Source organism: Limibacter armeniacum (genome assembly GCF_036880985.1).
Classification (GTDB): Bacteria; Bacteroidota; Bacteroidia; order Cytophagales; family Flammeovirgaceae; genus Limibacter; species Limibacter armeniacum.
Window position 1 is genome coordinate 1783675 of record NZ_JBAJNO010000008.1, and the last position, 23742, is coordinate 1807416.

The window sequence follows — 23742 nt, forward strand, 5'->3', positions numbered from 1 at the left end:
TGGATAGTTCAAACTGGAGCATTTTTTAATAGACAGATTCACTGCACCATTGAATAGACTTGTCTTCTTTTAGCAGTACTGCCATCTTATAGGTTTTGTAATACCAATACTCCATTCCGTTGACCCTAAGTTTATTTTGGGGTTGTCCGAAAGTAGCGATTAACTGTGTTCGACTAAGCTCTAACAAGCTGGGGAGTTGACTGGCTTCCTTGATGATCAGTTGCCTGTTTTTTTGCTCAAAGCCTTTATGGTAATTGACTGTTTGTGTCCCTCTATTTTTTGCTTTAAAAGTCAGGTAATGCCTGTTGGGTAAATCCACTTTTAGGCTGTCATTTGAATTGCCTCTTGAGGTTGACTTGACAATCGCTAACAACGTCTCGACGTCAGGAGAGGAGGTAGTTGTGTTTGGAGTTGTCTGAAAAAGGCTTTCTATAAGCTGCTTTAGTTCCTGTGAATACTGATGTAGAAAACTTTCCTCTTCCAAAATTTTCCTGTTTAGTGTGTAAATCGCATCGTTGGAGCGTATCAGGTCAAAATTGGTGATTGCTTTTTTGATGTTTCCACTTTTGGCTCTACTGATGCCTCTTATCAGTAGGGCGTCATCAGGAAGTGGCAAGTCAAATTGCTTTAGTAACTTTTCCAGTTCATTTATCTTTCCGCAGGCATTATCGTAATCCCCAAAATAGCAATATGCACAAGTGAGATTGATATAAGCAGTAGCATACAGAGGGTCAAGGCTAATGGCATTGGTGAAGTGCTGAATGATCTCTTCCCTTTGCCTTGGTGTAATACCTCTGTTCAAGCTTGTTGGCTGTTGGATTGAAGAAGCAAACGCATTGAACATATCAAAACTCAGTGGATAGACAAAGTCATTGGGAGCCTGTCCTTCATCAAAAAGGGATTTCAGTTTCAATACACCAAGGTTGTTGTGAACTTCCTTTAAAGGGAACTTCTGCTGTAGCATCTCAAAGCAGGTGATAGACTCCTGACTTTTTTCTGAAACAAACAGCCATTTTCCTGCCTCAAAGACTTTGGCATATTTAGCCACTTCCTGTTGCGCCTTTTCAGCAGTAGCTATTCGAGCTGCGAGGGTAGGATATCCCTTTTGGTGTGGTGAGAGTCCGTAAGCACTGTATACAGCCTTCAGAACGGCAGGGTAAAGCCTGTGTGTCGGGTATCCTGCCAATAAGCCATAATAAACAGCAAAGCGGTCAGCTTCCTCCTCAAGTTTGCTATTAGCGTTGTATTCATCTGATGTGTTCTCAGCAAAATGGTATCCACCTCCTTTTTTCTGGTAGTAATGCCCCATTTCATGAGATAGAATACAAGCCAATGCATTGATGGAATCTACCCCGAATGTCATACAGATGTCATATGCCTTTTCCTCCAAGATAATTCTACCGGAAGTATTGCTATCAGCATAATAAGCAATTCGCTCAGTCGTCCTTCTAATTGTCAACTCAGGTGCAGGTATCAAAAGGTTATGTGCCCTGGCAACCTTTTGGATGACCTGTTTTGCAGTTTTGTATTTGTAAGAGCTAGGAGCTAAATCCTGTGAAAATCCTCTGCTGAGTGAGAGTAAACCAAAAAATACAAGCAGTTGTACTTTCATATCAAAATTGGTGTTTGGAGGAGTTTGCGCAATTAATCAGCTCTATTAATAGGCTGGGGAGTTTCTCCTGTATATGGCAGCAGGAATTGTTTTCCACTCAGTTTAAGTAATACAGGTGTTTCAGCTGTCTCGTCCACTTCTATATGTATGTCCTCTTTCTTGATTTCTAAAGCAGAGGCTGTATATAATGTCAATTTATGGGAGGAAAGGGTATAATGAACTTCCTTGTTGTTTGATGAGTAAATCGTAACTGTAAATTCATTGGAGGCACTTTTGGCTAAACCCAACTCAGTATTGAGGTTCTTGGCTTCAATTGAATATGAAGCAACCATACTGGATTCAAACCCTTGAATATTGTCTTGCTGAGTAAAGGAAAAATAGCCGATAAGCAGCAGTATTGCCGCCGCCGTAGCACCCAAGCTATACCTGTAATTCCACATAGAGATTGACTTTGTTGGAGTCACCTCTTGCTCTTTTGTGGTAGACAGGTTTTTCTCTATTGAAAGGAAAGATGCCTGATCGTCTTTGAAAGAAGTCCATTTCATGATATGTTTTTGAGCTTCGACTTCCTTTCTGAGGTCAGCATCATCTTCGAGCTGTTTTTCAAAAGCGATTTTTTCAGAAGGGGATAACTGGTCATTGAGGTACTGCGTAATTGTCTCGTTCATATCTTAAATGTTTTCAATGATCATTTTTTTCAGTTTGTCCATACAACGTTTCCGCTGATTGGCGATAGCGTTTGGCTTCTTGTTCAAAGTGTCTGCCAATTCCTTATCCCTTTTTCCTTCAAAATATCTCGCTTTGATTAACTGTTGGCAGGGAGAATCCATTTTTTCAAGTGCGCTTTCTACTTGTAAAAGGCTCTCTTCCAGTTCAGTACTTTCATCACTTTCCTCAAGGTGATGAATCGGTAATTCTTCAGGAGCCATTGCTTTAGGGGCTTTCTGCAACTTCACAGCTTCCGTGCTCCACCTTCTGTGTGTAATGGTATTGATATAAGCGCCAAAATTGGTGTCTTCAGCTATTTTACCTTGCTCAAGGTTGTTTTTTAGGATGGGCATTACCTGACTATGGTAAAGCTCTATGCCATCTTCTTCTGTACCTCCTTTTTTCCTGACAATCCTGATAACCAAAGACCTGTACTGAAGGTAGAGTCTTTCCCACTCTTTCCGGTCATTGGCTTTAAGTTTTGCCACTGAAAAGGACTCTAAGTCGTTTTCTTTTATCATAAATCAATAATTGGTTTTAGTAAATAGTAATCTTTCAATCTATTGGTTGAGGCGTTAGTGTTTTAGCAATTTGCCCATAAAGTAAATAAATATTCTAAGAATTGAGAAAGAAGAATTTTTCCACGTTGCTAAATGAGGAAAGGAGTAGAGGGTATCTGAAAAAATACTTGGCTTAATTCTGATTTTAAGCATGTATCAGTTTTTCAATACTGGAAAGTATTGGCTTTTGCTTGTTGGTCAACCGATAGATTAGAGAGACGGTTGCTCCATTGGCTGTGCTGCCTACAGATAACTTACCTTTCAAGTGAGTAGCAATCAAACTCAAGACATAAGGGATATCAGACTTATTGCTGAACCCTTTTCCATTGTCTGTGACCTCAAGACAAGCAAAGTGCTGCTTAATTGGCATTAGTGATATCGTGACAGATACCACCTGATTTGGGTTGTGTTTCAATGTGTTGACCAAAGCCTCAATTGCAAAGCAGATAATTGCTTCAACTTCGTCAGTGCTGTGGTAAACAGAGGCAATATTCATCTCTAAGTTGAGGCGATTGTCAAAAATCTGGTTCAGTGAATTTGCAACCTTGGAAAGGGAACACTGCACATTGTAAAGGTGAGGTCCTTCATTTCTGATCATGGATACTTCTTTGTGAACCAACTGAGTCTGAAGGATGCTGTCTTCAACTTCCTTAAATGACCTCAGGATTTCGTCAGGGGATGAGGTTTGCTGATCTGCAAGTTGTGTACGGATATTTGAGAGGCAGTTCTGGAAGAAGTGTAACCGCTCATAGGTCATATGTTGTGTCTTTTGACTCTGTCTCAAGTCCCTTTTTGATTTCTTGAGCAGTAAGAATGCAACCAGTATTATCAGCAAAGCAACCAGTGAACTGCTTATAACCAGCCATTGCAATTGCAGGTGTTTGAGCTTGATCTGTTCCAGTTCGGAGACTATCATTTTCGATAGATGGTTTTCACCAATATTGGCTTTTTGATAGTATTCTTTTTGGGTCTGGATAGAGTCTTTAAGCGCCATTAACTGCTTGCTGTATGTCAGGGCTTCATTATATATTCCCTCTTCTTCAAATATTTTATTCAAAAAAGTAAGCGCACTAATTGTGGTCTCCAGATCTTGATAGAGATACCCTAAACGTATCACCTCTTTTAGTTTTACGGTAATTTCCTCAGTCGATTTTCCTTGTAAGGCACCAGCTCTCTCAAGGCTGGCTTCTAGCAGTTTAATGGATGGGGAGTAATCGATATTCTGAGGTTCTGTATAGTATTCTTTGGCAACCTGATACAGTTGCAATGCTTTTGGATAATCTTCAATGGCATTGTAATAAACTGCCTGACGGAAGTAGAGTGCGAATAGGTATTTGGTTTCTTTACATTGTGCGAAAAGTGTTTTGGCTTCTTTCATTGATGCGACTCCGCTTCCATTCATATTCATAAGAAGAAATTTTCCCTTCAAGAAATGGTAATACCCTGAGATAAGAGTTCTTTGTTGAGGGGCTTTTATATGCTTGTCAGCGTATTTGCTATTGGCATCTATTAGTAGGAGGGCTTCTTCAACTTGGTTTTGTTTGGCAAAACTAGTCGCAAGTAGATCATTCACTCTGAAATATTCAGATGTTGAGAGCTTGTTTAAGTCATGGGACTCTAAAAATGTCTTACACAGGTCTGTTGCTTTCTTGTAATTGTATGAGTTAAGGTAGAGTTTAATCAGTTGGATGGTAAAGTAATTTGAGTAATCAGGAGAGAGGGTGTGGTTTTGAGCTAACTGTAAATACGCTTCATAACATTCGATAGTGGGAATGATTTCTTTTCTGTCCCTGTGAATATATCCTTTAGAGTATATGCAGACACTCATCTGATTGTAGTCATTTAGCTTTTTATATGCTGATAAAGCCAGATCAAAATAGTGGTAGGCGCTGTCATAAACCACCGGTGTGTCAGTGTGATATACTCTTCCCAAAAAGCGATAAACTGTTGCTTTGTCATAAGCAGTGACTTGGTGGGTTTGTTCCTTCGCTAGTATATCATAGTAATGAGCCTTTGCTGTCTCAAACTGTTTTAGCTTTTCGGAGGTACTACCCGCTTGTAAGATAAAGTCAATATAAAGGCTGTCTTTTTGGTCGAGCAAATGGAGATTGCTGACAAAAAGGTCGTAGGCTGTTTCATATTTCTTATCTTTTTTGAGTTTCAGTCCTTTTTCAAAAAGAGCCTGATAAGGGGCATTGGATTGAGCATGTAGGTAAAAAGATAGTAAAAAGATAAATGCAGCAGATAGTAAATAGTTTTTAGCTTTTATTCTCATGTCAATGCTGAATCTATTCAGAGTTAAAAGTCAGCAAGGCTGATTATGTTGTTGTAACAATGTTTTAATTGCAAAATGTAAGTTTTTTATATTAAAAAATGAAGCTTTTTACATGCATGTTCTGGTATTATCACAAAAAAACAAACCCCAATACATATAAAATGCATTGGGGTTTGAAATATATCGGTGACTTTCGCCACAAAATAAAATTACTGATCGTAACGCTGCGCATCAACGTTGGCAAGCGCAATCATATTCAGGATTTCACGCTCTTCAGAACCTAGCTGAAGAATATGAACAGCTTTGTTCATACCTAGCATGATTGGTCCTACAGCCTCAATTTCACCCATTTCCTGAATCAGTTTATAAGCAATGTTTGCTGAAGTCAGGTTAGGGAAGATGAACACGTTAGCACCATCTTCAGCCAGTTCAGAGAATGGGAAGTTCTCTTTCAATGACTTAGTATTAACTGCGAAGTTAGCCTGAATATCACCATCTACAGTTAAGTCAGGGTGCTTTTCTTTCAGTAGTTTCAATGTCTGAATCATCTTCACAGAGTCAGGGTGCTTTGAAGAACCGAAGTTACTGTGAGACAGCAATGCTACTTTAGGTTCCAAGTCAAAGTCCTCTTTCACTGCTCTTACCACCATTTCAGTGATGTGGGCCAGCTCTTCAGCAGTTGGATCAAAGTTGATGGTTGTGTCAGCAAAGAACAGAGGTCCTTTCTTTGTTAGCATCATGTACATGCTGGCAACCAAGCCTTCTCTTGACCCGATGATTTGCAGGGCAGGGGAGATTGTCTGAGCATAGTCACGTGTTACACCTGAGATCATTGCGTCTGCTTCTCCTTGCTCTACCATCATGGCAGCAAAGTAGTTACGCTTGTTCATCAAGTCCTGTGCCTCAAGGAAAGTAATGCCTTTACGCTGACGCTTTTGGTAAAGAAGGTCTGCATATCTTGCACGGATATCCTGCTCTCGTCTGAACGAGGATTGATGATCGTAACATCCTTCAGAGAGTCTAGTTCTAAGGCATCGATCATTGCATTTACCCTTGTACGGCTACCCAAAAGGATTGGCTCGATGATTCCCTCATCCTTAGCGATACGTACCGCTTTCAGTACTTTAGGATCATCAGCTTCAGCAAAGACCATACGTTTACGGCTGATTTTTGCCTTGTTGTTCATACGACGCATGGTATTGTCCTCATTACCCATGCGTTTCTGCAACTCATTCTTGTACTCATCCCAATCGTCGATTGTAAACTTAGCAACACCTGTGTCAATAGCAGCTTTTGCTACAGCAGGGGCTACAGTTGTCAGCAATCGAGGGTCCAATGGTTTTGGGATAATATATTCGCTGCCGAAGTTCAACGTTTGCAAGTTGTAAGCCTTCATTACAGCATCTGGAACTGGCTGTTTAGCAAGGTCTGCAATAGCCTTTACTGCTGCCAGTTTCATTTCCTCGTTAATTTCAGTTGCTCTTACGTCAAGCGCACCTCTAAAGATGAATGGGAAGCCCAATACGTTATTCACTTGGTTAGGATGGTCAGAACGACCAGTCGCCATAATCAAGTCATCACGTGTATCCATCGCAAGCTCATAAGCAATCTCAGGGTCAGGGTTTGCCAATGCAAAAACGATAGGGTCAGCTGCCATGCTCTTCAGCATTTCAGGAGACACTACATTACCCATTGAAAGTCCTAGGAATACATCTGCATCGTGCATCGCCTCTTCAAGCGTATGAACATCTACGTCAGTAGCAAACTCTTTTTTGCTGCCAGTAAGGCCTTCACGGTCAGACCTGATGACACCACGGCTGTCACACACGATGATGTTTTCTTTGCTTACGCCCAGCTCTACAAAAATCTTGATACAAGAGATAGCTGATGCACCAGCACCAGAAACAACCACTCTTACTTCACCTGCTTTCTTGCCTTTTACTTCCAAGGCATTCAGTAGGGCAGCTCCTGAGATGATGGCAGTACCGTGCTGGTCATCATGCATCACAGGGATGTTCATTTCTTTCTTAAGTCTTGTTTCGATCTCAAAACAGTCTGGAGCTTTGATATCTTCAAGGTTGATACCGCCGAAAGTAGGTTCCATTGACTTTACGATTCGGCAGAATTCATCTACATCCGTGCTGTCAATCTCGATGTCAAAAACATCAATGCCAGCAAAGATTTTGAAAAGTACCCCTTTACCTTCCATAACAGGCTTTGAAGCCTCAGGACCGATATTACCCAACCCCAAAACGGCAGTACCATTTGAGATTACGGCAACAAGGTTACCTTTTGTAGTGTATTTATAAACGTCTTCTTTGTTCTCAGCAATTTCAAGACATGGATAGGCAACACCTGGTGAATAAGCCAATGCCAAGTCACGTTGGGATTGTGTGTTTTTAGTAGGAATTACACCGATTTTACCTGGTACGTCATATTCGTGGTATTCAAGTGCGTCTTCTTTTCTGATTACGTTTTTTGCCATTACTCTAAGCGTTTGTAGTTCAATTGGCTGTAAAGCCGTGAATTTCAGTTACATGAATGGGCTGTAAGCACCACAGATAGTGTTGGGTTGAATCGAAAAAATCTAAAACCAACCATTAGATTTCGTTCAAGGATGCAACTTAATGAAAAAAAAATTATAAAAGTATAGAGGAGGGCTTCTAAATGATAGCACTTTTAAGCGGTGTTTTAGGGGGAAATAGAGGCTAGGGTATGGACATAATTTATTATCTTGGAAACTTTCGAAGTAAGCGGTAGTTGTAATAGGTAGCCTGTTACGGAATTGATAACGGTCAACTATTGAAACCAAAATAGCAAACGGAGCATCTATGAATTTTTGTAGCCACTGTGGAAGTCAGGAAATTAGGTTTGAAATCCCTGCAGACGATACTTTTATGAGACATATCTGCTCAAACTGTGGGACGATTCATTACCAGAACCCAAAAATGGTAGTGGGGTGCCTGCCCCTATACAAAGGGAAAGTACTGATGGCGCGCAGGGCAATTGAGCCTCGGCTAGGGCTATGGAATTTGCCAGCTGGGTTTATGGAAAATGGAGAAAAAGCAGAGGAAGGTGCGATTAGGGAAGTGTGGGAAGAAACAGAGGCTAAGGTAAAAATAGATCGCCTGCATGCACTTTACAGTTTGCCGCAGTTCAATCAGGTGTACTTACATTTTATTGGAGAACTGGAAAGTGACCAGTTTGCCAAACGTACTTCTGAAAGCTTGGAAGTAAAGCTTTTTGACTTTGATGAAATCCCTTGGGACGAGATTGCGTTTGAGTCATCTACTTTTGCGCTGAAGAAATACCTGAAAAACCCAGATTCAGAGAAAGTCCACATCGGGTATTTTCATTATAAGCATTTGGGTATAAAGGAGTAGTACCACTTTACTTTTTTTGATTTATGAATATTTTTTAATGAATCACTTTTTATTCAGCTAGCTACTTCTGCAATTCACAGAACACATCTTGCATTTCACCAACCAAACTGTCATTTCAGCTAATCACTGTCGTATATTAGATTAACGAAAAAGATTAGTTGTCCATCAGAATGATTAATCTGTAATTATCACAAAGTCAAATTAATACAGCTATAAGCTGAATATTCTAGTAGTCAATTTAATTGTGTTGTAGGCATAGTGATTATGCTGTTTGGTGTGCCCGCAATACACTTACCCAAACCAACTATTTAATTATGAAAAAGCTAGTGTCAAATTCCGTTCTCGTTTTTGTAATGGTATTTCTGGTGTCAATTTCTGGAGCTTTTGCCTTTAATGGAGGCGAAGGAGATGGAGACAAAAAGAAAAGCAATGACAGTAAACTATCAAGCTATGATGCTGCAATTTACAAGCATAGAGGAGACAAGATAGCGGTACATTTTGTAAAACCTGAAAATAACAAAGTGCTGGTGCTGATTAAAAATGAAAATGACCGAGTAATATTCAGGGATACTTTCCGCAACAAAAATAGAGTGGTCAAGCATTATGATCTGTCACACTTGCCTTCAGGAAAGTACTCAATTGAGGTGTTGAATAAGGATGCTGTAGTTAAGTCGAGAGGTGGAGACGTTGTAGAGGACAAAAGTAATATTTCATCAGAATTCGAACTCAGATAAAAGGTGACTTACAGCGGTCCATCATTTTGTCAGACAGACCAAAAAAAGCCAGCATGGTAGATGCTGGCTTTTTTTGTTATTCAAAATATGGGCAATCAAAGTGGAACAGGTCTGCAAGTTGCTTGATCGCGTCATACTTGTCAGCTCCTTCTTTTTGGGCTAACTGCTGAATGGGCAGGTTAGCTACCTGTTTGATGAATGCCTTTGTAATTTCTTCTATCTTCTCTATCTCCGTTTCATTCATATTCAGCTTTTTGCCGAATTTACTTACCTCTTTCTCTCTGATTATATCAAAAGTATCACAAATCACTTCAGAAATGGCATTGATTTCACGCTGATCACGAAGCGTTTCTTCTGATGAGTGAAACGGACATTTTTCGTTAGTAGAAACTGTCATGCTGTTAAATTTAAATGGCACTTTGGTCCAAAAGCTTTGAATGAAAAAATACTTCAGTTCCTAGTTTTTGAATGGTATGAAAGTGCTTCTTTTCCCAAAACCATGAAACAGTCGCGCCTTGCAGGCTGCTTCAATATTGAATGTGTCGTTTGTGTTTAGTTTGAAAGCCTTATACCGAAAGACGGATAACAGCGTTTTTTCGGGCAATTTTTAGGGCTTGCGGGCACAAATGTACAAAAGGGAATTTAAAGAGTAAAGTATTTACTACTTACGGCTGAAATTCTGTTATGGCTTTAGTCCATTTCTGTCAAAAGCAACAGGTTGCCATTCCCCATTATACAGAATGTGTATTTGTTTAAAGCCGATTTCTTCCAATAATTGTGCTGTAGGAGCAAATTCTTTGGTGATTTCATTTGGAACGTGGGAATCAGCATTGAGACTTATAGGAATTTGCATGTCCAACATTTTTTCCAGAACCCACGGGCTAGGATAAGGGGTCGTAGTGGCTTTTTTGTATATCCCCCTTGTATTTACTTCAACAATAACGTTGGCTGAAGCTATCGTTTCCAACGTAGCTTCAATGGCTTTTTTGTACCACTGTTGCTGCTCATTGAACAAGACTCCATCTTCACTTTGCATTTTGATTTTGTCTAGATGCCCCACTACATCAGGACAGTCCTCTTCAACCATTTTGCGGGTGAGTTCAAAGTAACGTTCTACTGCTGCTTGTGGATTATTATTGAAGATTTGTTCCAACCCTGCCAGAAAAATATTGTGAGGTCCATCAATTTCCCAATGTTTGCCGTCATCAAACTGGTCTACATAATGGATAGAACCTACAGTATAGTCGAGTTTTGCTGCCCTGATAAAGTCACTGCTGCAACCAACTACATCTGGGATATAATCTACTTCCATCCCAAGGTAGACCTGAATTTGGTCTTTATATTTTTCCTGAGCCTCTCTTACTTCTTTTACATATTGTGGGACTTCGTCCATTTTCATATTCCAAGTTGAAGGGAACGGAACAGGGCAATGGGTTGAGACACCATATGCTATTAGTCCTTGCTTGATTGCTTCCTTGATATGTTCTTCGGGAGGAAATTTTCCGTCACAGAAATAGCTGTGACTGTGGTAGTTGGTCCAAGTCATATTTTTGAGTATTAAAGAGTTGTTTTTTGCTATTACAGCTTAATATACCAGCTGCTAAACAATCCAGCTAAAGTTGGCAACAGAATGTTTAGCAACCAAAGAAAAAGTGTCGAAGAAATGATCGTGCTTTCATCAACGCCCATTGCACCAAAAAAGTAGAGTGCTGTAAATTCCCTGATTCCCAAATCACTTAGAAATGAAAATGAAGGTGTGAGGGTTTTGCTGATATAAACAAGACCAACCCCAATTAAACTGTCTATCATGGATAGTGTTCCGCCAAAAGCATAGAGGATCAATACAAACTGGATGGTGAAAAGCATAAAGCGAAGGGTGGAAAGCCCTAAAATCTTGATGTTTTCACCTGTACTGAATGTAATAGCGGTTTGAAGGTACTTCTTGAAGTATTTGTTTTGGTCAAGTAAGGGCTTGAACTTATGGAGTGAACATAATAAGACAGTTCCAATAGAGATAGTAACTCCCCAAAATGTATATAAAACAGTGGAATAATCAGGTGAAATATAATGTTGTCTCAGTAGAAACTTGAGTAGGCATAAAGACCCAAAAGCTCCTGTGACAAACCCTAGAGACAAATGTCCATTGAGGGTTGCGCCAAAAGATTGGTATTTGTCTTTTGAAGGCAAATGCCAGGATCTACCTAGAAAGTAACCTATTATTTTGCCGGAAAAGAAAGAGACTGAAAGACCTGTCAGAACGCCGAAGAGAGCATCCTTGAAGTTGATTGTAGCTATTTTACTGGCTAGTATTTGCCATTTCAATGCTTCACTTGCCCAGTTAAGGGGCATAAGCAATATAGCAACCAAAAGGAGAAGTGCATGGTTAGTGAGGAATGCCTTTTGAAAAGCATCAGCAAAATGCATATCAAGGTGCTGCTTATCTGTCAGGTGCTGAATGATAAAGATACAGGCTGTCAGGAGTATTAGCAGCTTGATAGCCGAAAAACCGTATGACTGAATAGATTTGGTTTGCATATTCTTAATAGGTTCAGCTACCGTTCTTATAGAAAACCATTTCGGTAACCAAACTCCAAAAGAAAGCAAAAAGGGAGATGAATCCTATTCAAGTAACCATTTGATAGCATGCTCCGAGTTGTCAAAAAAAGCATTTTGAATAGGTTCGTCCGGATTCAGTAGGTCATCCAGCATTTGGTCTACCATGACTTCTTCCAATATGTCGGCACTTACTACACTTGCATATTTTTTTACGATACCTTCAAGGTCAGCAAACTGTTCATCAACCCAATACTGAATCTCAGGAGTGATCATATATGCCATTTGTGAGCCGTCATCCAACATAAAAGGAGGGCGATAGTATTTCACTGCATTGACCATTTCCAAAACTTCATGCCTGAACTCATCTTCTGTCATATTTTGTGTAGCCTGATGGGCAATGGTATGCATAAGTCTATTTACTTCATCGAAGTAAATGGTCTGGAAACGACTTTCATAAATTGCTTTCATACAGATAATTAAGTTTGCACAGAGAAAATAATGATGATTTTGATATTACTTGTTTGCAAAGCAAATCAAGAATGAAAATTGAAAATGAAAAAGGTAATAGACTGTTTCACCTTTCTCTCTTCCAATAAAATTTACATAGAATAAATGTGCTTCTAAAAACATTTGGGAGGGAATTTTTAGTGCTCAAAACCCTTAAATGGGTCTTTTGAGGTGTATTGTGTTGAAATACAATAAGTAATGTGGATGGGGGACTAGGGAGATTTTTTGTTAATTAATTTCCAATTGGCAGGTGCCTTTTCAAGTTGAGTGATTGATTGAAGAATTACCTCTAATAGAGGGGGGAATTCTATAGGACTATTTTAGGTAGCAATAATAAATATCTTAGCTGTTGCAAGAGGTTTATCATCATTAATTTGTATTTTAAACTGAAACTTAAATGAAATTCAAATGCCCAATTTTACTGTACGATCTGATGAGCAGGAGTTGATGGATGATTTCAATGTTAAGGATCAGGGACTGTTACGAACCTTGAGAGAACTTGAGATTATCAACCTTTGGCTTGGAGGAAATAACATTACTTTTTCAGGACTGGAGACACTATTGAAACAAGCAGGCCAGCAACCTGTAACGGTTGTAGATTTAGGGTGTGGTAGTGGAGATATGGTTCGCCAATTGGCCAAGAGATTCAAAAAAAATCACCCACAAATAAAGTTGATTGGAGTGGACGCTAACCCTGCTGTAATAGAATATGCAAAGAGTAAGTCAGTGGACTTTCCAGACATTGAATTTATAACGGATGATATTTTTAGTGAAAGGTTTCAAAAGCGGGAGTTTGACATTATCCTTTGCACGCTATTTACGCATCATTTTGAGGATAATACATTACTTCAGCTACTGAAGCATTGGCGAAGTCAAGCTAAAATCGGAGTTGTGATCAATGACCTTCACAGGCATTGGTTTGCCTATCATTCCATAGACTGGCTAACTCGTTTGTTTTCAAAATCCTATATGACAAAGTATGATGCAAAGCTGTCTGTACTGAGGTCATTCAAGAAAAATGAATTGGAAAACTTAACCCAAAAGGCTGGCTGGATGCAGTTCTCACTCAAATGGAAATGGGCATTTCGCTGGCAGCTGATTCTTTCTCACCACTAAAATCACTATATGTTTTCTTATTTGACCACGATTGGTACCGCTGTGCCTAGATACAGGTTTGAGCAGTCACAGATCTGTAAGTTTATGCAAGCTACATTGCCCCTTACAGAAACACAGCATAGTCGGTTGCCACTTTTGTATCGAGCTTCAGGGATTCAATACAGGCATTCAGTCATTCCTGATTATGGAAGAACAAAAGGTGCTTACACTTTTTATCCGAATGAAGAAGGATTGAAGCCATTTCCGAGAGTAAGGCAACGGATGGAGGTCTATGAAAGAGAAGCGGTAAAGCTTGCTTCTGAAGCAGTAATGAGTTGCTTATCAAGTAGACATATGGAAGCTGCCGCCGTGACACATTTGGTGACTGTAAGTTGTACTGGAATGTATGCGCCTGGCTTGGACATAGATTTGGTAAAGCAATTGGGGCTAAATTCAGCTGTAGAGCGTACTGCGATTAATTTTATGGGGTGCTATGGAGCGTTTAATGGAATTAAAGTTGCGGATTCCATTTGCCGTTCGAATACTGGCGCCAAGGTGTTAGTGGTTTGTGTAGAGCTATGTACACTCCATTTTCAGCAGAAGACGGATGAGGATAGTTTGCTTTCGGCTGCGCTTTTCTCCGATGGGGCAGCTGCCGTTTTGGTCGAAGGTTTACCACAAGGAAGTCATTCATTAAAACTAAAGGCAACCTACGCGGATCTTTTTACAGATGGAGAACAGGATATGGCTTGGAGAATAGGAAACCACGGTTTTGATATGATGCTTTCAGCTTATGTGCCTGATTTGGTAGGAGAGGGAATAACACAACTGATTGATAGGTTAATGACCAAGGCTGAGGTTGAATGGAAAGACATTAGGCACTTTGCCATACATCCTGGTGGTAAACGGATTCTTGAGCAAATTGAGAAGGTCATGAACCTTGCAAAAGTACAGAACCAATCAGCTTATGAGGTTTTACAGAATTATGGAAACATGTCATCTGCTACGGTGTTGTTTGTATTGGAGAACCTCTTAAAACAGCGAGAAAATTTGAACTCGGGCGAGAATATACTGAGTTTGGCTTTTGGTCCTGGTCTAACCTTGGAATCGATGCTGTTGGAGGTCTGCTAATTAATCTGTTTTCTCATTACCATAAAAGTTTCAACTGTATGGCTCTTACCCCTTCCAATATGCTTCCCTTGGGAACACCTGCTCCTTACTTTAAATTACTGGATACCATTTCTGGAGAAATAAAGCCTTTGGATGACCTGAAGTCTGATAAGGCAACACTTATCATGTTTATTTGTAACCATTGTCCTTTTGTCAAACATGTAGACGAAGAACTTGTAAGGTTAGCAAATGACTATCAGTCAAAAGGGGTAAGCTTTATAGGGATTAGCTCAAATGATGCTGATAAATATCCGCAGGATGGACCAATCCAAATGAAAGCCGAGGCTGAAAAGCAGGGGTATCCTTTTCCGTACCTTTATGACGAAACGCAAGATGTAGCCAAAGCATATGAAGCAGCTTGTACGCCTGATTTTTATATCTTTGATAAAGATATGAAGCTGGCTTACCGAGGTCAATTGGATGACGCTAGACCTAGTTCAGCTACACCTCTGACAGGCAAGGATATACGAAATGCACTTGACGTATTGTTGGATGGTAATACTCCGTCAGTACCTCAAAAGCCAAGTATGGGGTGCAATATCAAATGGAAATAATTTTTTACTAACCAAACCATAGACAACAGATGGTCAATATCATTGATTTACATTTTTTGGGGAATGAACATGCCATCGCCTCGTTTCTTTTAGAAACTTCTCAAGGACCTATTTTGATTGAGACAGGACCTTACTCTACCTTCTCTCAATTGAAAGAAGGAATTGAGGCAAAGGGGTATAAGGTAGAAGATATTAAGCATGTATTGATTACTCATATTCACCTTGACCATGCAGGTGCCGCATGGAAATTTGCCCGTCATGGAGCTAAAATCTATTTGCACCCTTTTGGTCAAAAGCATATGGCTGACCCAAGTGTCCTGATGGAATCTGCTAGAAGAATTTATAAGGATGATATGGACCGTCTTTGGTCTGAGATGCATGAAATTCCAATTGAGCAGCTTCAGGTAGTGGAGCATGGTGAATCACTTCAATTTGGTGAAGCAGAAATAAAAGCATGGCATACACCAGGACATGCTAGCCATCATATTGCATGGCAGTTGGGTGATATATTATTTACAGGTGATGTGGCAGGAGTTAAGATTGGCAATGGTCCTGCTGTGGCGCCATGTCCACCGCCGGATATCAATCTGGAGAAATGGCATACTTCTATTGAGTTGATTCGTGCGCTGAAGCCATTAAAACTTTACTTAACACATTACGGTGAAGTGAGTGATATTGAAAATCATCTGACAGAATTGGAAAACAACTTGCATGGTTTGGCTGATTGGATCAAAGTCAAGATGGAAGAAGGTATTGAGAAAGGTGAAATGACAGCAGCTTTTGAGAAATGGGCAGAGTCAGAGTTGAGAAAGCATGGAGTAGATGATGTAGGTGTCAAACAATATGCTGCTGCAAATCCAGCTTGGATGAGTGTCGCAGGTTTGGTTAGGTACTGGACCAAGAAGGCAGCACAATAAAAAGTAAAAGGGAGGTACAAGAATGTGCCTCCCTTTTTTATATCATGTTGATTATTTAAAATTTAGTCACGACCTCCCATAAAGATGGATATATAATAAAGCAACATGGCGATTGATGAAATAGCGGCTACTACATAAGTCATGGCAGCCCATTTCAATGCATCTTTTGAAGCTTCATGTTCTTGGCTGGAAACAATTCCTGCCTGATCTATCCATGCCAATGCACGTTTGCTGGCGTCAAACTCTACTGGAAGTGTTACGATACTGAAAAGTGCAAATACTGCATAACATGCAATAATTAATAAAAAGGCTATTTCTCTAGGGAAAATACCTATGAAAAATGCGCCAATAATACTGAACATAAAGATGATATTCAGAATTTTTGTACTAGCATTCTGTATCGGTACCAGTGCCGATCTTAGTTTTAGTGGAGCATATGCTCTTGCATGCTGTACAGCGTGTCCTGTTTCGTGAGCGGCAACTGCTGCTGCAGCGGCATTCCTTCCATAATACACTGCTTCACTCAAGTTGATAGTCTTGTTGGTTGGATTGTAATGGTCCGTCAATTTACCAGGAATACATGTAATCCTTACGTCATGAATGCCATTGTCCCGCAACATCAACTCAACTACTTCAGCACCAGATAAACCAGAACGGATGGGCATTTGAGAGTAGCGCTTGAATTTGCTCTTCAGGCGGTACTGTACCAACCATCCAAGAATCATAAAGCCGATAATAATTACCCAAATCATATTTTTTACTTTAAAAGTTTAGATTTCACTATTAGAAATATAATTCAATTAATTGGATTATACGAAGGGGAGTCTTTAAGGTTTTATAGTTGGAATTACTATTTGTTATAAAAGTATAATGATAGTGAAAATGCTTTGTTGGTGTATTTCTTAGAATAGCGAAAGTTGCTCTGAAGGAAATTTTACCCCCTCAAGTTGTAACAATTTTTTCTTGGTATTGAGTCCACCTGCGTAGCCCGTAAGTTCTCCGTTACTGCCAATAATCCTGTGACATGGGATGATAATGGCAATAGAATTGGCGCCATTCGCAGAAGCAACAGCCCTGATGGCTTTTTCATTTTGAAGTTTTCGGGATAGTCCTAAGTAGGTTTCTGTTTTTCCGTACGGGACATTGATAAGTTCATTCCAGACAGTTTTCTGGAAGTCGGTTCCAATCAGGAGTAAGGGTAAATCAAATGTATTTCTGGTACCTTGAAAGTACTCACTAAGCTGATCTCGCAAGGCTGAGAGTAGGGGGGTGTCTGACTCTGTAAATTCGGCTTTCAAGGCTGTTTTTATCCTGTTGTCAACAGTATCTCTCATTTTACGGTATCTCCAGTCGCAGATACAGATTTCTCCTTGAAAGTCACCTAGAATCAATTCACCAAAAGAAGTGTTGAAGTGCTGGATATTAATAGTTTGCATAATTTTTGGATTAATTGAAAGTAAAAAAACAGTGGCTTCCAATTTATTTGAAAGCCACTTTATTTATGATTCCGGAAAATGGGAATGTCTATTTCTGGATTTTCTGAATGATATTGGTAGTAGAGTAACCATCAACCAAGTCGATTGTTTCTACAGTTCCGCCGTTTGCCATTACAATATCAGCACCTACAATAGTATCAACTGTATAGTCGCTGCCCTTTACAAGTGTATCAGGAATCAGTTCACTGATCAGTTCAAAAGGTGTTTCTTCTCCAAATGGAACAACAGCATCTACAAAGGCCAGAGCAGCAAGCATACGACCGCGAGCATACTCATTATTGATAGGTCTTTCAGGGCCTTTCAGTTTACTGACTGAGGCATCTGTATTCAATCCAATAATCAGTTTGTCCCCTTTCTGACGGGCTTTTTCTAGATAGTCAATATGACCAAGGTGCAAAATGTCAAAACACCCATTGGTGAAAACGACTTTTAGTCCTTCCTTTTTCCATTGGTTACGGACTTCCTTTAGCTGGTCAAGTGTATATAATTTTTCAGCGGTATTTTTCATAATTAGCGGTTGTTGGATGACTCTTGAAGAGGGATGGACTTATCGTCTGTTGGTTGTGGTGCTTCCTTGCTTTTTTTTCTACCGATCTGGTTTGAAATGATTAAGCTCAATCCACCAAAGAAAACAATTGACAATGTTTGAGACCCATGCATCAGAAATGCAAATGCACCTGCTTCCATTTCTGTAAGCCCGTAAGCTATCAGTGTTTGAGTAACCAAAAGATGATATGAACCTGCTCCACCAGGGGTTGGGATAATCATGCCTAAGCCTCCCATCATCATCGCAGCAAAGGCGCATCGCATTCCTAAATCAGCAGTGGTGTCTGAGGCAAAAAACAGTAGGTATGACATCAGGTAATACATAAACCAGATATTAGCTGTATGGACTACGTAAAGAAACTGGTCTTTGGTAGACATCTTACGAATACTGGTTAGTCCATCGGCAAAACCTGAAATAAAGTCTACAACCTTGTGGTATAATGGTAATTGGCGTAGTCGATTACGGAATATTACCATCAAAGCCAATACTGCAAGTCCACTTATCCCAAGTACTCCAAGTATGATAAACTTGTTGACCATTTGGTCAGACCCATCATCTATTAACTTGAAAACAAACCCACTTACCTTGTCAAATTCCATCAGGAACATCGTACTTGCAAGCGCCAGGAATACAATCATGTCTAAGGCACGTTCAGTGATAACAGCACCAAATGAGACTTTTACTGGAACTCTTTCAGTTTTGTATAGTACACTGCAACGAACAACTTCACCCATTCGAGGGACAACAGCATTGGCAAAATAAGCAGACAGTGTTGCCATAAATATCCTGAAGTTGCTTGTGTTGTAGCCAAGTGGTTTCAATGCCAATCCCCATCTCAGGCCCCTACTGTAGTGGCTAACCAATGAAACAGCCACTGAAATTAGTATCCATACAGGATTTGCTTGTTTAAACACGCTTAGCAGTTCACTTATATCATGTTCTTTATAAACGTACCAAAACAGAGCCCCTGCAATGATGAGCGAGATGGTATATTGTAGTATTTTCTTCACATTAAACATGTTTAAGCCTAAAGAAAAAAATCAAAGCTTAAAAGCTTTCTTCAAGCCAAATTTACATTAATCAATTCGGCAATATAAATAGGATCATAATAAAAAAGCCAATGGATGAATCGGAATTATCCAAAAATTCATCCATTGGCGAAGTTTATGACATGCCAAAAATTTGGTAAAGCATAATGAAAAGCGCCAGTATATTTTATTGCTTTTCTGGCTAACGATTATGAATCAATACTTTACTTGATGATCGCTTCCTCCAAAATTCTGTTTGATTCGTCAGGGAATACGAGTTTTGGCTTTAATGCTTTAGCCTCTTCTTTTTCAAGCATACAGTAAGAGATGATGATCAGAATATCACCTACCTGTACTTTACGAGCAGCTGCACCGTTCAAGCAAATCACGCCGCTGCCACGTTCACCCTTGATCACATACGTTTCAAAACGCTCCCCATTATTGTTGTTCACGATCTGAACCTTCTCTCCTTCGATTAGATCAGCAGCATCCATTAGATCTTCATCAATTGTGATGCTTCCCACGTAGTTCAGTTCTGCCTGGGTAACTTTAACTCTGTGTATTTTGGATTTAAGAACGTGTATAAACATGATCTATAAAACTTTGAAGTTTGTAATGATGACTAAATTGTAAATTATTGAAAGTACTTTTTTAAGATTACAAGTCAGATGAGTTCCTCAAAATGTCTTGAATCAATCTTTCACTGCCAGTGTGGTGGCTGTTTTGGTTATTTGTGTTTGAATACCCCTCACAAAACACGCGAGTGTACACAAAGGTTTAAAGTACGTGCAATAATAAGTTAATTTATCTAAAAGCCATAAAGGCGATTAACAAAAGAGTGCAATTCTAAAAGCTGATGATCCTATTAGTTTAGTTGTGCTCAACCAATATATTATCAATCAGCCTGACGCCTCCTAAGTGTGCCGCAACCAACACAGCGAAGTCGCTCCCTTGTTCGACCTTTTCAATAGGAAGAAGTCGAGATGTTTCCCTTACTGCAAGATACTCGAGGGTAAATGCAGAGTCAGCACCCAAACTTGCTTCTCCATTTTCCAAAGCTTCTTTTACAGAGACACCCGCTTGAATGTCATCCTTAACTTTCGAAATGACTTGATAAAGCAAAGGGGCTACTTTTCTGTCTGCTTCACTTAATCTCAGGTTTCGTGATGACATAGCCAAGCCGTCAGCTTCTCTTATTGTCGGACAACCTTTTACTTTGATGCCAAAGGAAAGGTCCTGAACCATCTTACGAACGATTAGGTATTGCTGTAAATCCTTTTGGCCAAAGTAGGCATTGTCAGGCTGTACGATGTGGAACAGTTTACTTACAACGATACCCACACCATTGAAGTGACCTGGACGCTTTTCACCTTCCAGTTGCCTTTCCAAAATACCAAAATCAAATTTTAGTAAATGATCTGTATTCATCCCATTCGGATAGATCACTTCGTTAGATGGTAGGAAGACAGCATCACAGCCCGCAGCCTTCAGCTTTTCAAGGTCCTCAGACTCTTGTCTGGGGTAAGTTTCCAAGTCCTTGGCGTTGTTGAACTGGGTAGGATTTACATAAACACTACATACAGTTACGTCACAATCGTTAGTAGACTCTTGAATGAGCGAAAGGTGTCCTTGATGTAAGGTTCCCATAGTAGGCACAAAGCCTATTTTGTTTCCATTTTGCCGGTGCTCCTGCAAATATGTTTTAATAGTGTCGACATCACGAAAAATCTGCATTTTTTTGCTTGATTTTTAATTTTTTTATGTTAATATGGATGATGCTATTTCCTTGATATTGTGCATCAAAAGTTGAAAATTCGAATAATTTTGAGTAAATTTGCGGCTAAAATAATGTAAATACTGCAGAATATGTCAAAATTAAAAATTCTTTACGTATCAAGTGAGATTAACCCTTTCCTTCAGACTTCCGAAGTTGCTGACTATGTAAGAAAACTACCTCAATCCATGCAGGAAAAAGGTATGGAAATCAGAATCATGGTGCCTCGTTTCGGACTGATCAACGAAAGAAAGAATAGATTGCATGAGGTAGTAAGACTTTCTGGAATCAACATTGCCGTAGGAGAAGAGGAAAAGCCACTGACAATCAAAGTAGCTTCCATTCCTGCTGCAAAGCTGCAAGTATATTTCATTGATAATGAGGACTACTTTCAGCGCAAATCAGTCTTTACAGACAACAAGAATGATGATAAGTTTTTCGAAGACAATGATGAGCGTGCTATCTTCTTCTGTAAGGGCGTGATTGAAACAGTGAAAAAGCTTGGTTGGGCACCTGACATTGTACACTGTAATGATTGGATAACCAGTCTTATACCATTGTACTTGAAGACCACTTACAAGAACGATCCTGTATTCAAGAACTCTAAATCAATTTATACCATTTACAATACGTCTTTCCAACACAAGTTTGATGAGACACTGCCAGATAAGGTAAAAATGGTTGATATTGAAGATACAATGCTGTCGAACCTGTCATCTGATTATGAAGGTTTCATCAAGATTGGTTCTGAATATGCAGATCTTGTAACAAAGTCAAGCAAAGATGTTGAGCAGCAAATCAATGGACTGTTGCATAATATTGACGCTGAGAAGATCAATACAATTGAGAAAACAGAAGCATATGCAGACTCATACTTTGAACTGTATACTTCGTTGAAATCATAAGGTTTTTCTTTTTCAAGAAATTAATCCTAAATGCCACCTAAACAGGTGGCATTTTTTGTGTCTGTCATCTGATTAGATTGACTCTTGAAAGAATTTAATAAGGCGTAAGTTGCCTTTTAGTAGCAATTAGATGTAATATTGGGCCTGTTAAAAAAGGTCAAAACAAGTACAGACATATTTTGCCTATATATATTGCATAGTGGGAGGTTTGTAAATAAAAGCATATCTGCTTGAAATCGTGTGACTAAAAAGATTGTCTTTTAGCCTAAACACTTTTTTGTTTATTTTTAACCCCAATTGAGTGGTCTATTTTTTTAACATTTTATGAAAATCAAAGGTTAGTGAACCTAAACGATATATCAATAATGAACTTCAAAAGATACAGCATATTTTTACTGACTTTAGCATCAGGGCTTTTTTCTTCTTGTAGCACCGATAATGAGGAAAACTTAATTGGTGGAGACCTGGACCCAAGTAATGTAGTGGAAACGATCTATACTGATACACTGACGGTGGATACAAGGGTTATTACTACTTTAGCACCAAGTGTCAGTAATGTATCAACAATGCTTTTAGGATCGACAGATGATGGTAGGCTAGGGACTACAAAGGCTAATTTCTATACAGAATTGATTACACTAGTCGACTCATTAGGATTTCAAGATGGAGCTGTAATTGATTCAGTATCCCTTAACCTAGTATCAACTGGTTATTTATATGGAGACTCTACTTCCATGCTTAATATTAAGCTTTATGAATTAGCGGACTCTATTAGAAGTGTGGATAGTGATGGTGACGCTAATGTATATAGATCAACAGATAGCCTTTCACAAGAGCAACTAGGTACTTTTATTAAAGAAACTGCTTTAGAGTACCATGATGATACGATTAGAATTGCGCTAGACAACAGTTTTGGACAAAGATTTTTGGATATGTTTGCCAATGCTGAAGATGCTGATACATTAGTAACAAACGATTATTTGAGAGAGCGTTTTAATGGTCTTGGACTTGTGGTTGAAAATGTTCAAAATTCTTGGGTTGGAGGTTTTGTACCTGCAGTATCGTCTAGTTCTGGAATAACATCAGGTTCAGGGATTTTTATCCATTATCATTATAATGATACTTTAAACAGTACAGCTGCAATTTATTTTGGTCGAAGGTTTCATAATATTGACTTCCAAAGAGGTACATCTTTAGCTGAACAACCAAGTGGACTAGGTGAAAGTATTGATTCAGATGAACTGAATAATGAAGCTTTTGTAATAGCGGGAACTGGTATTACAACCGTTTTGAACTTTGATAATATCAAATCTATCTATGATGCTGCTGGAGGAAATGTACTCATCAATAGAGCTGATTTGGTAATGAATACAGTTGGCTCTACAGAGGATGGTCGAATTCCTGATGATAGAAATTCGTCACCTATTTCTAGTATGACTTTATATAGATTTGTTGACAATGCTGTAGATACATTAGCAACTCCTATTGGGTCATTGTTTTTAGGTGATGGTTCTTCGGCATCTTACTCAGGAGCATTATCTTATGACCCAATTACTTTGACTTCATATCTAAATGATAGAATGAAATCATTAGGTAAAGGTGAGACTGTAGATGATGATGGGATTATACTTGTTCCTGCTTCAAATAGTGTGAGCGTTAACAAGACAATTATTCCAGATAACCGTAGTGAAGCAGCCCATCCTTTGAATGGTCTTCCTGCTAAAATGAAATTAATACTTACTTATACGGTATTTAATGAAGCAACAGGAGAATAAGATTGCTAACACTTAACACCCAATTGTTATTTGTGTAGTTTATTGTATGAAATGTATATAAAAATTTAATGACACTCTATAAGTAATAGGGTGTCATTTTTTGTTGGATTACTATTTGTTTTAACTATTTTTGGGCCCAAAGCTAT

The 23742-nt window shown here is 39.2% G+C and carries 22 protein-coding genes and 1 pseudogene; 8 read left to right on the forward strand and 15 right to left on the reverse strand.

The window, feature by feature from the left end:
- Positions 1–25: 25 nt before the first annotated feature.
- The 5 genes and pseudogenes from V6R21_RS13410 to V6R21_RS13430 form a co-directional block, all read right to left on the reverse strand.
- Positions 26–1612, reverse strand: coding sequence for a hypothetical protein (locus V6R21_RS13410; protein ID WP_334244131.1), 1587 nt, complete (start codon positions 1610–1612; stop codon positions 26–28).
- 32 nt (positions 1613–1644) lie between these two features.
- Positions 1645–2280 carry a hypothetical protein gene (locus tag V6R21_RS13415; RefSeq protein WP_334244132.1) on the reverse strand — a complete coding sequence of 212 codons (636 nt, stop codon included), beginning with the start codon at positions 2278–2280 and terminating at the stop codon, positions 1645–1647.
- A 3-nt stretch (positions 2281–2283) separates the two neighbouring features.
- Positions 2284–2841, reverse strand: coding sequence for an RNA polymerase sigma factor (locus tag V6R21_RS13420; protein WP_334244133.1), 558 nt, complete (start codon positions 2839–2841; stop codon positions 2284–2286).
- 184 nt (positions 2842–3025) lie between these two features.
- A complete protein-coding gene (locus V6R21_RS13425; RefSeq protein WP_334244134.1) occupies positions 3026–5155 on the reverse strand; it encodes an ATP-binding protein in 2130 nt (709 codons plus the stop codon).
- A 209-nt stretch (positions 5156–5364) separates the two neighbouring features.
- Positions 5365–7640, reverse strand: a pseudogene (locus tag V6R21_RS13430) (NADP-dependent malic enzyme).
- A gap of 346 nt (positions 7641–7986) precedes the next feature.
- Between V6R21_RS13430 and V6R21_RS13435 the strand changes: the two are divergent.
- On the forward strand, positions 7987–8538 hold the full coding sequence (locus tag V6R21_RS13435; RefSeq protein WP_334244135.1) for an NUDIX hydrolase: 552 nt from the start codon (positions 7987–7989) through the stop codon (positions 8536–8538).
- A gap of 314 nt (positions 8539–8852) precedes the next feature.
- Positions 8853–9272: a DUF3244 domain-containing protein gene (locus V6R21_RS13440; RefSeq protein WP_334244136.1), complete on the forward strand. Its 420-nt coding sequence runs from the start codon at positions 8853–8855 to the stop codon at positions 9270–9272.
- 76 nt (positions 9273–9348) lie between these two features.
- Here the strand turns inward: V6R21_RS13440 and V6R21_RS13445 are convergent, their stop codons facing one another.
- The 4 genes from V6R21_RS13445 to V6R21_RS13460 all read right to left on the reverse strand — a co-directional run bounded on the left by V6R21_RS13445 (position 9349) and on the right by V6R21_RS13460 (position 12296).
- Positions 9349–9669, reverse strand: coding sequence for a hypothetical protein (locus V6R21_RS13445; protein ID WP_334244137.1), 321 nt, complete (start codon positions 9667–9669; stop codon positions 9349–9351).
- Between the two features lie 285 nt (positions 9670–9954).
- Positions 9955–10818: a histidinol-phosphatase gene (locus V6R21_RS13450; protein WP_334244138.1), complete on the reverse strand. Its 864-nt coding sequence runs from the start codon at positions 10816–10818 to the stop codon at positions 9955–9957.
- A gap of 32 nt (positions 10819–10850) precedes the next feature.
- A complete protein-coding gene (locus tag V6R21_RS13455) occupies positions 10851–11807 on the reverse strand; it encodes a lysylphosphatidylglycerol synthase domain-containing protein (RefSeq protein WP_334244139.1) in 957 nt (318 codons plus the stop codon).
- Positions 11808–11891: 84 nt separating this feature from the next.
- Positions 11892–12296 carry a hypothetical protein gene (locus tag V6R21_RS13460; protein ID WP_334244140.1) on the reverse strand — a complete coding sequence of 135 codons (405 nt, stop codon included), beginning with the start codon at positions 12294–12296 and terminating at the stop codon, positions 11892–11894.
- Positions 12297–12743: 447 nt separating this feature from the next.
- Here V6R21_RS13460 and V6R21_RS13465 point away from each other — a divergent pair, with 447 nt between their 5' ends.
- From V6R21_RS13465 to V6R21_RS13480, 4 genes are read left to right on the forward strand one after another with little or no spacing between them, the layout of a single operon-like run.
- Positions 12744–13451, forward strand: coding sequence for a methyltransferase domain-containing protein (locus tag V6R21_RS13465; RefSeq protein WP_334244141.1), 708 nt, complete (start codon positions 12744–12746; stop codon positions 13449–13451).
- A 9-nt stretch (positions 13452–13460) separates the two neighbouring features.
- Positions 13461–14561, forward strand: coding sequence for a type III polyketide synthase (locus tag V6R21_RS13470; RefSeq protein ID WP_334244142.1), 1101 nt, complete (start codon positions 13461–13463; stop codon positions 14559–14561).
- Positions 14562–14599: 38 nt separating this feature from the next.
- Positions 14600–15154, forward strand: coding sequence for a thioredoxin family protein (locus V6R21_RS13475; RefSeq protein WP_334244143.1), 555 nt, complete (start codon positions 14600–14602; stop codon positions 15152–15154).
- A gap of 29 nt (positions 15155–15183) precedes the next feature.
- Positions 15184–16071, forward strand: a complete 888-nt coding sequence (locus tag V6R21_RS13480) for an MBL fold metallo-hydrolase (protein WP_334244144.1) — start codon at positions 15184–15186, stop codon at positions 16069–16071.
- A gap of 62 nt (positions 16072–16133) precedes the next feature.
- Here the strand turns inward: V6R21_RS13480 and V6R21_RS13485 are convergent, their stop codons facing one another.
- The 6 genes from V6R21_RS13485 to panC form a co-directional block, all read right to left on the reverse strand.
- Positions 16134–16823, reverse strand: a complete 690-nt coding sequence (locus V6R21_RS13485; RefSeq protein ID WP_334244145.1) for a zinc metallopeptidase — start codon at positions 16821–16823, stop codon at positions 16134–16136.
- 150 nt (positions 16824–16973) lie between these two features.
- Positions 16974–17507: a methylated-DNA--[protein]-cysteine S-methyltransferase gene (locus V6R21_RS13490; protein WP_334244146.1), complete on the reverse strand. Its 534-nt coding sequence runs from the start codon at positions 17505–17507 to the stop codon at positions 16974–16976.
- Positions 17508–17595: 88 nt separating this feature from the next.
- A complete protein-coding gene (gene rfaE2, locus V6R21_RS13495; RefSeq protein WP_334244147.1) occupies positions 17596–18075 on the reverse strand; it encodes a D-glycero-beta-D-manno-heptose 1-phosphate adenylyltransferase in 480 nt (159 codons plus the stop codon).
- Positions 18076–18077: 2 nt separating this feature from the next.
- Complete coding sequence (locus V6R21_RS13500; RefSeq protein ID WP_334244148.1) at positions 18078–19124, reverse strand: lysylphosphatidylglycerol synthase transmembrane domain-containing protein; 1047 nt, start codon at positions 19122–19124, stop codon at positions 18078–18080.
- A gap of 242 nt (positions 19125–19366) precedes the next feature.
- Positions 19367–19732 carry an aspartate 1-decarboxylase gene (gene panD / locus V6R21_RS13505; protein ID WP_334244149.1) on the reverse strand — a complete coding sequence of 122 codons (366 nt, stop codon included), beginning with the start codon at positions 19730–19732 and terminating at the stop codon, positions 19367–19369.
- A gap of 280 nt (positions 19733–20012) precedes the next feature.
- Positions 20013–20876 (reverse strand): pantoate--beta-alanine ligase, encoded by an 864-nt coding sequence (gene panC / locus V6R21_RS13510; protein ID WP_334244150.1) that lies wholly within the window; start codon positions 20874–20876, stop codon positions 20013–20015.
- A gap of 132 nt (positions 20877–21008) precedes the next feature.
- Between panC and V6R21_RS13515 the strand changes: the two genes are divergently transcribed.
- Positions 21009–21821: a glycogen/starch synthase gene (locus tag V6R21_RS13515; protein WP_334244151.1), complete on the forward strand. Its 813-nt coding sequence runs from the start codon at positions 21009–21011 to the stop codon at positions 21819–21821.
- Between the two features lie 365 nt (positions 21822–22186).
- A complete protein-coding gene (locus V6R21_RS13520) occupies positions 22187–23596 on the forward strand; it encodes a DUF4270 family protein (RefSeq protein WP_334244152.1) in 1410 nt (469 codons plus the stop codon).
- The last annotated feature ends 146 nt before the right edge of the window (positions 23597–23742 follow it).